At 47.6% G+C, this 12486-nt stretch carries 10 protein-coding genes; 8 read left to right on the top strand and 2 right to left on the bottom strand.

All coding sequences use genetic code 11. The features are described from left to right. Positions 1–106 precede the first annotated feature (106 nt). The 5 genes from EV294_RS28255 (at position 107) to EV294_RS28230 (ending at position 7728) form a co-directional block, all read left to right on the top strand. Positions 107–772 carry a potassium channel family protein gene (locus tag EV294_RS28255; protein ID WP_132313106.1) on the top strand — a complete coding sequence of 222 codons (666 nt, stop codon included), beginning with the start codon at positions 107–109 and terminating at the stop codon, positions 770–772. Positions 773–780: 8 nt separating this feature from the next. Beyond that, the gene (locus EV294_RS28250) at positions 781–1578 is read left to right on the top strand and encodes a TrmH family RNA methyltransferase (RefSeq protein WP_132313104.1); all 798 of its coding nucleotides are present in this window, start codon (positions 781–783) and stop codon (positions 1576–1578) included. A gap of 673 nt (positions 1579–2251) precedes the next feature. Next, on the top strand, positions 2252–4150 hold the full coding sequence (locus EV294_RS28240; RefSeq protein WP_132313100.1) for a putative thiazole-containing bacteriocin maturation protein: 1899 nt from the start codon (positions 2252–2254) through the stop codon (positions 4148–4150). After that, on the top strand, positions 4147–6084 hold the full coding sequence (locus EV294_RS28235) for a TOMM precursor leader peptide-binding protein (protein WP_132313098.1): 1938 nt from the start codon (positions 4147–4149) through the stop codon (positions 6082–6084). The genes EV294_RS28240 and EV294_RS28235 overlap by 4 nt, the downstream gene beginning before the upstream one ends. A gap of 57 nt (positions 6085–6141) precedes the next feature. Continuing rightward, positions 6142–7728 (top strand): SagB family peptide dehydrogenase, encoded by a 1587-nt coding sequence (locus tag EV294_RS28230; RefSeq protein WP_132313096.1) that lies wholly within the window; start codon positions 6142–6144, stop codon positions 7726–7728. Positions 7729–7789: 61 nt separating this feature from the next. Here the strand turns inward: EV294_RS28230 and EV294_RS28225 are convergent, their stop codons facing one another. Next, positions 7790–8299 carry a hypothetical protein gene (locus tag EV294_RS28225; RefSeq protein ID WP_132313094.1) on the bottom strand — a complete coding sequence of 170 codons (510 nt, stop codon included), beginning with the start codon at positions 8297–8299 and terminating at the stop codon, positions 7790–7792. Positions 8300–8499: 200 nt separating this feature from the next. Here EV294_RS28225 and EV294_RS28220 point away from each other — a divergent pair, with 200 nt between their 5' ends. Both EV294_RS28220 and EV294_RS28215 read left to right on the top strand, forming a co-directional pair. After that, on the top strand, positions 8500–8724 hold the full coding sequence (locus tag EV294_RS28220) for an alpha/beta-type small acid-soluble spore protein (RefSeq protein ID WP_132313092.1): 225 nt from the start codon (positions 8500–8502) through the stop codon (positions 8722–8724). 97 nt (positions 8725–8821) lie between these two features. Continuing rightward, positions 8822–9688 (top strand): ATP-dependent DNA ligase, encoded by an 867-nt coding sequence (locus tag EV294_RS28215; RefSeq protein ID WP_165930834.1) that lies wholly within the window; start codon positions 8822–8824, stop codon positions 9686–9688. Between the two features lie 41 nt (positions 9689–9729). Here EV294_RS28215 and EV294_RS28210 read toward each other — a convergent pair whose 3' ends face one another. Further along, positions 9730–11883 carry a heavy metal translocating P-type ATPase gene (locus EV294_RS28210; protein WP_132313088.1) on the bottom strand — a complete coding sequence of 718 codons (2154 nt, stop codon included), beginning with the start codon at positions 11881–11883 and terminating at the stop codon, positions 9730–9732. 185 nt (positions 11884–12068) lie between these two features. Here EV294_RS28210 and EV294_RS28205 point away from each other — a divergent pair, with 185 nt between their 5' ends. After that, complete coding sequence (locus EV294_RS28205) at positions 12069–12476, top strand: YkvA family protein (protein ID WP_132313086.1); 408 nt, start codon at positions 12069–12071, stop codon at positions 12474–12476. Positions 12477–12486: the final 10 nt, after the last annotated feature.

Below are 12486 nucleotides of genomic sequence, written 5' to 3'. Positions count from 1 at the left end.
TCGGGCGATTTTCATCCGGGCGCGGTGGATATGCTATAATAATCGGGATTAGGCAGTGTCGTAAACGCATCTTGCAGGTTTTTTGAAGGGAGTAGGATGAAACGAAATGGCCAAGAAACAGTTTGCAGTTATCGGAATGGGGCGGTTCGGCTCCAGTATCGCCAGTTCGCTAACGGAAATGGGCTTTGAGGTGCTGGCTATCGATTCGAGCGAAGACAAAATCCAGGACGCCATTAATAAAGTTACCCATGCCGTATCGGCGGATTCGACGGATGAAGAAGCGCTTCGTTCGCTTGGCATCCGCAACTTTGACGTTGTCGTGGTGGCCATCGGGGAAGATATTCAGGCAAGCATTCTGACTACGCTGATCCTGAAGGATCTCGGCGTTAAAATGATTGTCGTCAAAGCGCAAAACGATTTGCACGGCAAAGTGCTAACGAAGATTGGCGCGGATAAAGTGGTCTTTCCGGAGCGGGATATGGGTCTGCGCGTCGCTCATCATTTAATTTCCCCCAATATTCTCGAGTATATCGAAATTTCGGAGGATCATAGCATTATTGATCTGAAAGCACCGGAAGCCATGATCGGGAAGAGCTTGAAGCAGCTGGATATCCGGGCGAAATTCAAATGCAATGTAATGGCGATCAAGACTAATGGTCAAATGAACATCGCTCCTTATGCCGACGATCTTATCCGTCAGGAGGATGTATTGGTTATCGTTGGAAGAAACGCGGATTTATCCAATTTGGAAATAGCTTATTCGGAAGGCTGAGCGGAATTATGAATCATTTATTATTAACCTCCATCCAAAATGACCGGGTGAAGCAATGGGCTTCCTTGTTGGATAAAAAATACCGGGACCGGACAGGCCTCTTTATCATTGAAGGCGTCCATCTTGTGCTAGAAGCATTCAAGTCCTCCGCTGCCGTGCAAAGCGTCGTGTATAATACGGAGCGCGGCATTCCGCATGAGCTTGAGCAGCTCGCCCGGGAAGGCGGAGCGGAATGGGTGCAGGCAACGACCCAAGTGATGGCGAAATGCACGGGGACCGATACGCCGCCGCCGGTGTTCGCCGTGCTGGAGAAGCTGAAGCGGGACGATACCGCTTTGTTTCGCAATGACAGCCTTGTTGTTGTCCTGGACGGTGTACGCGATCCGGGCAACGTCGGCACCATCATCCGCAGCGCCGATGCGGTGGGCGCGGATGCGGTCGTGCTGGGCAAAGGCAGCGTTGATCTGTATAACCCGAAGACGGTGCGTTCCACGATGGGCTCTTTATTTCATCTGCCGATTATCGAGGCGGATCTTGCGGAGCTGCTGCCCGAGGCGCAGAGCAAAGGAATCAAGCTTGTTGGGACAAGCCTGCAAGCTACGCATACCTGCTATACCTATGACTGGACCGTCGGCACTTGGCTCCTGATGGGCAATGAATCGGAGGGGCTGTCCGAAGCGCTGAGACAGACGGTTGATGAGTCGGTTATTATTCCGATGCAAGGCGAAGCGGAATCGCTGAACGTTGCGATGGCCGCGACCGTGCTGCTGTACGAGGCTTTGAGACAGCGGAAATTTAACAAATAAACAATAATTGATTTGGCAGAAATAACAGGGCTATACTTACTTGCAGTCGTCTTGTCGGTATTTCACTTTGTTCAGCCAGGTAGGCTATTGGAGTAGTAACACCAGCGGAGATTTCTTCATACGTATATGTCATGAACGATTATCGGCATATGTCCAACTTAGGCTGTATCTTTTGCCTATTTTGCGGGGGGCTGATGATCATTACATGAACATATACGGAGGCTAATAAGATGAATGAGTTTAAGAACAATCTTCAAAATCTGAATACGGATGCGTTTAAAGCGAGCAGTTTGAAGCCTAATGCGGGGCAAGGTCAAGTGGATCCCAATAATGCTCGTCTATGTATAGGCTTTTGCATCGGATTTTGTATCGGGTTTTGTTCTTGCGGAGGTTGCGGGGGTTGTGGCGGCTGTGCGAGATGCGGAGGCTTTGGCGTCTGCGGTGGCTGCGCACGTTGCGGTGGCTGTGCCCGTTGCGGCGGCTGTGCCCGTTGTCGCTAAGAATTATCTATGGAATGTAAATAAAGCTTCAAGACACCTCTGCAAACGATTTAGGTTTGCGGAGGTGTCTTTTTGTGCATGCGCGGGCATGACGGACAAGTGGAATCACATACCATTGTAAAGGAAGTCATGTTTCGAATAGTTAGATTTCATCATGTAAGGAGGAATGAAATTTGGATCCTTCTACGCGTCTAAAAGTAAGAGGAGATACTTTTTTTCTCCCCGGCTCGGACGGAAGTGTCTTTTTTCGCAACAATATCGGTTCATTGCGGATGGAAGGCAGTACAATCGATCAATGGATTGAAAAATTAATACCCGTATTTAATGGCGAGCATACGATGCATGATTTAACGGATGGATTGCCGGAACAACACCGTAATCATGTTTATGAGATTGCTAAAGTATTGTATGCGAACGGTTATGTCCAAGATGTAAGTCGGGATCGTCCGCATCAGCTGCCGGAGAGCGTTGTTAAGAGATATGACTCTCAGATTGAATTTTTGGACAGCTTTGACGGGTCAGGTGCATACCGATTTCAATTGTATCGTCAGTCCAGCGTGCTTGTCGTTGGAACTGGCACTTTTTTGGTTTCTCTTGTCAAATCATTGTTTGAATCCGGCTTGCCGCAATTCCACTTTGTAGGCTTGAACTTGGAAACGGCGAATCGAACACGGATATGGGAGCTGGAACAGCATTATCGTAAGTCTGATTCAGAGGTCAAGGTGGACGAGATCGGACTGCCGAAGAATGCGGCTGTGGATTGGTCTTCCATCGTAGAGCCTTATGCTGCTGTATTATTCGTCTCGGATCGAAATGGAGAACCGGAGCTAAGATTGCTTAATGAGGTTTGCCGACAAAAAAACAAGGATCTACTGCTGGCTGTTATTTTTGAGCAAGCTGGGTTAGCGGCTCCATTTTCGTATTCTAATTCGGAAGGCGATTGGGAATCAGCATGGCGCAGAGTTCATCATTCCGCGATTTATAAGGATACGGATGTTCATGCTGCTTCATCCGTTGCGGAAGCGCTGCTCGCTAATGTAATCGTCTTCGAATGGTTGAAAACAGCAGCAGAGGTAACGAAACTTGAGAAAAACAATAAGCTGTTTCTACTTAATTTAGAGACGTTGGAAGGGAATTGGCATCCGTTTCTTCCCCATCCTTTAGTTAATGGTCACCGATTCATCGAGAGGATCGAGGATGCCCGGCTGCAAGCGGGAACGGATGCAGAGAAACCGGCTTCAAGCGATTTGCTGCCTTTTCTCAGCCAGCTGACATCAACGGAGACAGGCATCTTCCATATTTGGGAAGAAGGGGAGCTAGGGCAGCTTCCGCTTTCGCAGTGCTGTGTTCAGCCTGTTGATCCGCTATCAGTCGGCCCTGCGCTTCTTCTTCCTGAAATAATATGCAATGGTTATAAGCATGAAGAGGCACGAAGGGAAGCCGGTCTTAGGGGAATCGAGGCTTACGTGTCGCGAATGGCGAATTTTGATGAGATTGCTCATGTAGGTGCTGGCGAGACGATGGAGGAAGGCGTTTGCCGCGCTTTGCAAAAGTATTTAATGAATGCACGAATAAAATCATATGAAGCTCATACACCGTCGATCTCGCCGGTGAAGCTGAGTCATGTGGCCGATGAACGATGCCGTTATTATTTGAATGCCCTGACAACGATGCAGGGGGCCCCAACGCTTGGACTGGGTGAGGACGTATTAGGTTTTCCTGTCGTATGGTTACAGGCAAATGACCGGTGGTATGATGCCGCTGATCTTAATGTAACTCGGGCGCTTCGGAGCGTGTTAATGCATGCCTTATTTGATGCTCAAAATAATGCCGCTCAAATTGCGGGGAAAGCGGAACATGTTGCAATAAACGCAAAAGAATCTAATGTGGAATCTATTTTGATACCCGCGTGCGATCCATTCGAGCATCGAGGGGTATTGCAGATGGCCGTGAAGCAATTGAATCGCATCCACAAGCGTCTGCTCGTATTTGACTTAACACCGGAACCTTTTTTGAGAGAGGGACTGGCGGGCGTATACGGCGTCTCGCTTCGAGAGGTGGTAGAAGAATGAGCGCTATTGTGGCGATTGTTGGCGTAGGTCAGCTTGCGGACTATGTACACGATATTTTATCTGCAAGTTGTCAGCTTGTAGTGGTGAACGATCTGGCTTCCGAATTGCCGGAAACGACTGAGCTTGCGCTCGTGCTTAGTGATGGCAACGATGCATACTCTCATTTTACCGCTGAGAACGTATTTAAGAAATCGGGTATTCCTTGGCTGCGCGGGTTCGTAGCATTTGGTGAAGGCGTTATTGGTCCGCTTGTCGTTCAAGGGAAGGCAGGCTGCTCGCAATGCGCTGATTTGCGGCGTTTAATGGCAGGAAATGATCGGAGGGACATGTGGGAGCTGCAACAGTTTATGCATGGGGAAGCTCTCCCTGATATTTGGTCATCCCGCAACGGACTATTGCATATGGCTCATCTGATTGCAGCGGAAGCCCAAAATTTTCTTGTTCGTCATACGGCCTATCTTGAAAATCATATTAAGCTCATACACTTGCAAACGTTCAACAGCTCTGCCCATTTTTTTTTGCCGGATCCTCAGTGCACCGTATGCGGGGAAATACCGGATGATACTGCCATAGCTTCGCGAATAAAGCTGCAGTCCAGCCCGAAAGTCAGTGAAAGCAGCTACCGCACCCGTTCAATGGTTGAGCTCACGGCGGTTCTATCCAAAGATTATCTGGACAATCGAAGCGGCCTCCTGAACGGAAAAATGATTGACCTTATGTCGCCATTTGCCGACGCCAGCATCATTTTACCGATGTTCTCAGGTGATGAAGGCTGCGCAGGGCGTACGCATTCTTTTGCGGTCAGTGAAATGACAGCGATATTGGAAGGATTGGAACGTTATTGCGGCATATCGCCGCGAGGAAAGAAGACTGTGGTTCATGACAGTTACAATCATTTAACAGAGTTTGCGCTGGACCCAACTCGGGTAGGAACGCATGATAAGGCGCAGTATGAGCGGTCCGATTTTCCGTTTCAACCATTTGACCCAAGCAGGAACATCGATTGGGTTTGGGGATATTCGTTCTTGCGGGAGAAGCCGATTCTCGTGCCAGAGCTGCTCGCTTATTACAGCTCCGGCTGCGGTCACGGCTTTGTATATGAGACCTCAAATGGCTGCGCTCTAGGAGGAAGCTTGGAGGAAGCTATATTTTACGGCATATTGGAGGTTGTAGAACGGGATTCTTTCCTAATGACATGGTACGCGCAGCTGCCGCTCGTTCCTTTAGATCCCTATTCCTCGGGTGATCTTGAAATGAATTTAATGGTGGAGCGACTACGCGATGTCGTCGGTTACGATGTGCATTTATTCGATTCGACGATGGAGCACGGCATTCCAAGCGTGTGGGCGCTTGCTAAAAACAGAACGAATCAAGGCATAAATATGATTTGCGCCGCAGGGGCGCATCTTGATCCCATGAGGGCTGCAAAAGGCGCAATTCACGAGATAGCGGGTATGCTGCTCGCATTCAACGAAAAGTTAGAGACCAACCGCGAGCACTATCAACAAATGCTGCATGATCCTTATCTCGTTCGGCAAATGGAAGACCACTCCATGTTGTACGGCTTGAAGGAAGCAGAAGAACGCCTGAGTTTCTTGCTCGATAATGATCGTCCGGTCCTTTCGTTTAAAGAAGCTTTTAAACCAAAGGCACGGCATGCGGATTTAACGGATGAATTAAACCTGTTGATCAAGACTTTCAGCAATCTTAATCTAGAGGTCATTGTTGTGAATCAGTCAACTCCAGAGACGCTGAGAAACGGACTTCATTGTGTGAAAGTGCTCATTCCCGGCATGCTTCCCATGACGTTCGGTCAACACCTTGTCCGCTTGACTGGCCTAGAGAGGGTGCTGCGAATACCGGCAGAGTTAGGTTACGTGAAGGGGCAGCTTAAGCAAGAAGAGCTTAATCGTCATCCGCATCCGTTTCCGTAAGTAATTTCTTCTCATATGCGTTCGTTTTCCTTGTGCCGGGACTTAGGAGGGGGAGAAATGAGTCTGAAGGAATTTTTGTACCACTTGCAATACGAGCCTGACAAAACGAAACCGCAAGACATGGAGGTGGATTGGGAGAACGCGCCTCTGCCGTATAAGTTGTACCGTCATTTGCCTGTATTTCCTCTCCCTTCCGATGTTCCGTTAGATCTGACGGGTAAGCAAGGGCAAGAGAAAGAGAAACCAACTCTCCGGGATATCGGGTATTTTCTTTGGCACACCTTCGGTCTGGCACAGCTTAGTCAATCGGTTATTGAGCAATATACGGGGGAGAAATGGGAAAGCTCATTGCAGCTTTGCAGACGATTTGTTCCTTCGGGCGGAGGTCTTTATCCGAGCGAAATGTATATGTATTTGAAGCTGGAGGAATTGCCTTGCGGCATTTATCATTATGATGCGGCTCATCATCGTTTGATTTTATTGCGTGAAGGTCACTTTGATTCCTATGTGGGCAAGGCCTTAGGCAATCGCTGCGACGTAACAAGCTGCTTCGCGGTTGCTTTCGTATCGACTGTATTTTGGAAAAACTTTTTTAAATACAATAATTTCTCGTATCGTTTACAGGGGTTGGACGCAGGTTTGTTATTGGGCCAGCTGCATGAGGTGGCGAAGCGATTTGACTTTGAGACAGGAGTGTACTTTCAGTTTCTTGACCGTGCGATCAACCATTTGCTTGGATTACCTGAAGCAGAGGAAAGCGTATATGCTGTAATTCCGCTTGCGGTAGATTCAAGCATGGAATGGTTCCACCATGACATTGACCATAAAAATCGGATTTCGTCAGCAGAGTTATGCAGTCAGCTTCCAATCATTAGGCACGATCATTTTATGCGTTCAAGAAAAGTACTGGATTACCCAATGCTGACCCAATTGAATGAAGCGTCCCTGATGGATACCACCTTTTCATTTAAACGGCTTGGAAGAAAGCAAGAGACAGTCCCTCAAACCGATGTTCATGTTTTGCCTCAAGTAAACAGACTGACGTATGATTTAGCAGAGGTATGCAGGCAGCGTTACTCGCCAGAAATTGAATTTGTATTGGAAGCAGTGAGTCAGTCGGATTTAGCGGCACTATTGCAAGAGGTTATGATTTCCTATCGCTATCGAAATGATTTGGATGGTTCGATCCAGAGTCCAATGTCTCGAGTAAAACTGTTCGGGTGCTTTTATGGCGTTGAGGGCATTCGTGACGGTGCCTATCTTTATGATGAAAAAGCGCATACGTTGCAGCTGGTTAGGGCTGGTGATCAACGGCCATGGCTTCAGAATGGGATGTCGCTGGATAACTTGAACTTATTCCAGGTGCCGCTGAGTTTTCATGTGGCGGGTGATCGGGGACATCTTCACGCCGAGCTTGGTTATCGCGGTTATCGGATTCAACAAATGGAAACGGGAATGTTGGTTCAGCGCTTGCTGCTCGCTGCTTGCGCGTCCGGAATGGAAGGACGTCCGCTGCTAGGCTTTGACGTTAGCTCCATGAACGAACTTTATGGATTAACTCCGTTCGGCCAAACGAGTTTGATCCAAATTCCAGTCGGCCCATGCCGGAGTCGTTCACGGCTTGAGGGTAGTTTATCGCAATAACTGAAATAAAAGGCAGATTGAATGTCATTGCCATTCAATCTGCCTTTTATAATTTTTAACCTTAAGGCTGGTGAACTGCTGTCTTCTTCTGGAACTCACCGACTGGGTGATGCAGATGATGATGCACATGCATTATAGGATGGAACCAAGCATGATGATAATCTAATGTTTCGAGCTCCCATCCATCGTGATGATGATCGTAGTGCATGTGGTCATCCCACATTTCATGCATCATCGGATGATAGTCATGCATCATCGGATAATAGTCATGCATCATGGGATGGTAATAATGCATGTAGTGGAAGTCGTCGTACATGTAAGGAAAGTGATGCATGTGATTAGAATCAACGTCGTAATGATGAGAAGGGAGAACAGGCTGTTCATGAATGGCTTGAGGTCCCCAATTGGACTGGCTTGGACTTGATTGCATTTGAGGACTCCAATTGGCCTGATTCGGGCTTGATTGCATCACTTGTGGTCCCCAGTTGGCCTGATTCGGACTTGATTTCATCTGTTGGTAATAATCGGGCTTAACAGCCGATTGTGGCGTATAAGGTTGATTGCTTATCATGGTGCGCCTCCTTTTAATTATACACTACAATATGCTTTGAACGAAAAAGGGGCACTTATCCCTATAAAATGGGCGAGTAGATGTTGCGAAAACGGTAAACTCAAACAGCTAGTTTATTTAAAAAAATATTTTATTTTACAACGCATAAATTTCCATCCATTCCACAAAATAACCTCACATCCAAGAAGGAGTTGACTATTATGGCTAACCAATCCAACAATTTAGTTGTACCGCAAGCGAAAGAAGCTTTGAACCGCATGAAATACGAAATTGCTACTGAGCACGGCATTCCGCTCTCCGAAGGTTACAACGGCAATCTGATGACTCGCGAAGCGGGTACAATTGGCGGCAACATTACGAGACGTCTTGTTCAGATGGCAGAACAAACTTTAAGCGGAGCACAATTCTCCAATACAAGAAGATAGCAAGCAACACAGTCATTCCCCTCCATCTCGCGCATCACTTACCATCGGCTAGCAGTAAAGGGCGATGATATAATGGTGAGATGAGAGGGGAATGTTTATGTTCATCTCGCCTATGCTGCCTATGAAAGCCGAGGAGCCCTTCGACTCGGAGGAGTATTTATTCGAGCCCAAATTGAACGGTCATCGGCTAATGGTTTCTTTTATTAACGGCCAAGTGAATATGTACACCAGGAATAACAATGAAGTGACAAGACAGTACCCCGAGCTGTTTAATGTTCCGGTGGACAGCGGTATGGATGTCGTTTTCGACGGAGAGGTTATACGGCTCAGGGAAGACGGAACGAATGATTTCGATGAACTTATACAAAGATTCCGGATTGGCAAAGCAACCAAAATAAAGGAAGCGTCCCGAACTCGTCCCGTGCATTATTACGTCTTTGACATTTTGTATCTGAACGGAAAAAGCTTGGCTCATCTGCCTCTTGTGAAACGAAAAGAGATTTTGGCCAAGATCCTGCAACCAAGCATTTATTACCATGCAACCATGTCGATTGAGAACCGGGGCAGAGCGTTGTTCAAAGTAATGGAGGACAAAGGTCTGGAAGGCATGGTGGCAAAGAAGAAGAACTCGAAGTACGTGGGCAAAAAGTCCGAGAATTGGCTCAAGGTCCTTCACTATCGATACCTTGAGGTTTCCATCAGCGCTTACAGGCGCAAACAATTCGGCTGGCTCGTCGAGCATGAAGGAAAAACGGTCGGCTGTATTGAAGAGACGATTCCGACGGAGGACAGGAAAGTCTTTTACAAACTGGCTCAATCGCTTGTTACCGGGCAGGACAAACACTTTGTATATGTAAAACCCGTACTTAAGGTAAGGATAAGGTTCCGTGACTGGACCGCCAATCATATGCTTCGGACCCCCGAATATGTGGAATTTACCGGAGAAAAGATAAAAAGCCTCTAAGATAGATGGTATCTTGGAGGCTTTTTGCTGTGCATGCGTGGTTAGAGCTTTGCTTTCCTGCCTTCAATGAGTATGGTCAAGCTTACAAGCGTAACAAATATGGTGGCGCCCATATCCGAGAGGATGGCGATCCATAAGGTCAACCAGCCCGGGATGGTGAGCAATAACGCAATGATTTTCAAGCCGAGGGCAACGATAATGTTGAAGCGAATAATATAGTTAACGCGCTTGGCGACCGTAACGGCAGCCGGCAGCTTGCCTAAGTGATCCTGCATCAGTACAATATCTGCCGTCTCGATGGCGCTGTCCGTGCCTTTCCCCATGGCAATGCCAAGCTGGGCGGAAGCTAGAGCAGGGGCATCGTTGATCCCATCCCCGATCATGGCCACGACTCCCTTTGAGGACAGCTCCTTGATGCGATGGACTTTGTCTTCCGGAAGCAATCCCCCGTAGAAACTTGTGACGCCAACCGCCGAAGCAACCTTTTCCGCTGTTTTCCGATGATCTCCGGTAAGCATAACCGTCTTCCTGATTCCGAGTCTGTGCAGGGCGGCAATAACCGTTTTGCTTTCCTGACGGATCTCGTCCGCAATTCCGAATATCCCGAGTATTCGTTGTTCATCTGCCACCGCAACAAGCGTTAAACCATTTTCTTTAAAGAGATTGATTTGTTTTTGAACAGACTCGGGTATCGCGATATGCTCCATGCTTTTTTCATTCCCGAGCCAATAAGACTCGCCATTCACTTTTGCTTTTACTCCGCGGCCGGTCATCGTTTCAATCTCGTCAGGGTCGGGAGCCGTAATGTTTCTATCGGCCAATTCCTTCATGATTGCCTTGGCCAGCGGGTGAGAAGAGGACTTTTCGATAGCACCTGCTACGGTCAAGAAACGGTCCTCATCAAAAATCTCTAATTGCTCGACATGCGGCTCGCCTTTCGTTAACGTACCGGTTTTGTCAAACGCAAGGGTATCGATCTTGCCAAGCTGCTCCAGAAAAACGCCGCCTTTAACGAGAATACCGTTTTTTGCCGTACGCGTAATGCCGGAAACAATCGCGATCGGCGAGGATAAGATTAGCGCGCAGGGACAGCCAACGATTAAGACCGACAGTCCCTGATACAGCCATGCGATCCAGCTTCCATGAAAAAGAAGAGGAGGGACCACGGTTACCAGCGCCGCAACGATCATAATAAGGGGCGTATAGAATTTGGCAAATTTATTGATAAACAATTCCGTAGGGGTTTTTGTTTCCTGCGCTTCTTGAACGAGATGAAGAATCTTCGCCAAGGACGAATCGTTATAGGCCTTTTCGATCTTTACGATAAGCAAGCCTTCGTTGTTAATACTGCCGCCAAAAACAGGTTTGCCGGTCTCCTTCTCGATCGGCAGCGACTCGCCCGTAATAGCAGCTTCGTTAACCGAGCTTTTCCCTTCTACTACTATGCCATCGGACGGAATTTTTGCGCCGGGTTTAATCTTTACCAGATCGCCAGCCTGCAAGGAGGCAATAGGGACAACGCTTTCTTGACCATTCTCGAGCCTTATGGCTTCCCTAGGGGCCACTTGCAGCAAAGCTTCCATCGATTGCCGGGCTTTTTCCATGCCGTAGCCTTCAAGGAGTTCGTTCAAGCCGAATAAGATCGCAACTAGCGTAGCCTCTCTCCACTCGCCAATCGCAACCGCGCCAACTAATGCGATGGTCATGAGCGTATCAATATTAAAGGTAAGCTTGATCAGGTTTTTTAATCCGCGAAAAAAAGTGGGATATCCGCTTATAACGGCGGCAATGAAATAAAGGATAATAACAGGCCATTTCGGCAGAACACCATCCAACAAGATTGCCGCTGCATAAAGAATTCCGGAGGCAATAAGGAGCTTTAACGTTTGGTTGCCATCGCCATGCTCATGATTATGATCGCCATGCTCATGATTATGATCGCCATGACTGTGGTTATGACTATTGCGACTGTGCGCATGGCTATCCGCTTGCCTATTTAGCTGCTCGGAGACATAGGCTCCATCAGATTTAAGAATGCGATTAACCTCAGGCATTGAGATCTCCGGACTAATCTTCAGCTTGCCTGAGTTGTAGCTGAGAGTCGCGTCTTCACCGTGATCAAGCTGCTTGATCTCCTTTTCGATTCTTTGCGCGCAGCCGGCGCAGGACAGTCCTTTAATGCGGTATTCATTCATAAGAACTTCCTTCCTTCTTTATATGAATACTTGCTCATATATTATGTTGCGTGGCGGGAATTGTCAAACCTATTTTGCCCAAAAGAAGGAAAGCTGCTTCTGGAATTGAAGGTTATAATGAATAAACAGATCCTTTGGTTAGAAATCCACGATCAGGAGGACATGCAAAAAAGGATGATTGGACAATGGACGCTAAAACGAATGAAACAAAGCAGCCCCTGCTTTATAAATGGAAGGCGATGGCGAAGAAGCTGAAAGCAAACCTCATGGTCATGTATTTAGCCTATCGGGACCCCCGAGTACCGTTATTTGCGAAGATAGTTGCGATTTGCGTTGTTGCGTATGCCTTTAGCCCTGTTGATTTGATTCCGGATTTTATACCCGTTCTCGGATATCTGGATGATATCGTTCTTGTTCCGCTAGGCATCTATATCGCACTGCGGCTGTTTCCCAAAGAAGTGCTTGAGGAATACCGTGCCAAGGCAGAGGAGCAAAGAAAATTAGGCAAACCGAGGAATTGGCTTACAGGCACGCTTATCATAGCCGTTTGGGTTGTATTAGCCGCGTTGTGCGGCTGGTATATTTTGAATTAATGTAAATAGA

Origin of the sequence: Paenibacillus sp. BK033, assembly GCF_004345425.1 — a bacterium.
Classification (GTDB): domain Bacteria; phylum Bacillota; class Bacilli; order Paenibacillales; family Paenibacillaceae; genus Pristimantibacillus.
This window is presented reverse-complemented; position numbering and strand designations above follow the sequence as displayed.

Excerpts from the sequence above, each read along its gene's own strand:
- EV294_RS28255 (WP_132313106.1), top strand. The coding sequence starts at position 107 with ATGGCCAAGAAACAGTTTGCAGTTATCGGAATGGGGCGGTTCGGCTCC.
- EV294_RS28250 (WP_132313104.1), top strand. The coding sequence starts at position 781 with ATGAATCATTTATTATTAACCTCCATCCAAAATGACCGGGTGAAGCAA.
- EV294_RS28235 (WP_132313098.1), top strand. The coding sequence starts at position 4,147 with ATGAGCGCTATTGTGGCGATTGTTGGCGTAGGTCAGCTTGCGGACTAT.
- EV294_RS28230 (WP_132313096.1), top strand. The coding sequence starts at position 6,142 with ATGAGTCTGAAGGAATTTTTGTACCACTTGCAATACGAGCCTGACAAA.
- EV294_RS28225 (WP_132313094.1), bottom strand. The coding sequence starts at position 8,299 with ATGATAAGCAATCAACCTTATACGCCACAATCGGCTGTTAAGCCCGAT.
- EV294_RS28220 (WP_132313092.1), top strand. The coding sequence starts at position 8,500 with ATGGCTAACCAATCCAACAATTTAGTTGTACCGCAAGCGAAAGAAGCT.
- EV294_RS28215 (WP_165930834.1), top strand. The coding sequence starts at position 8,822 with ATGTTCATCTCGCCTATGCTGCCTATGAAAGCCGAGGAGCCCTTCGAC.
- EV294_RS28210 (WP_132313088.1), bottom strand. The coding sequence starts at position 11,883 with ATGAATGAATACCGCATTAAAGGACTGTCCTGCGCCGGCTGCGCGCAA.
- EV294_RS28205 (WP_132313086.1), top strand. The coding sequence starts at position 12,069 with ATGGACGCTAAAACGAATGAAACAAAGCAGCCCCTGCTTTATAAATGG.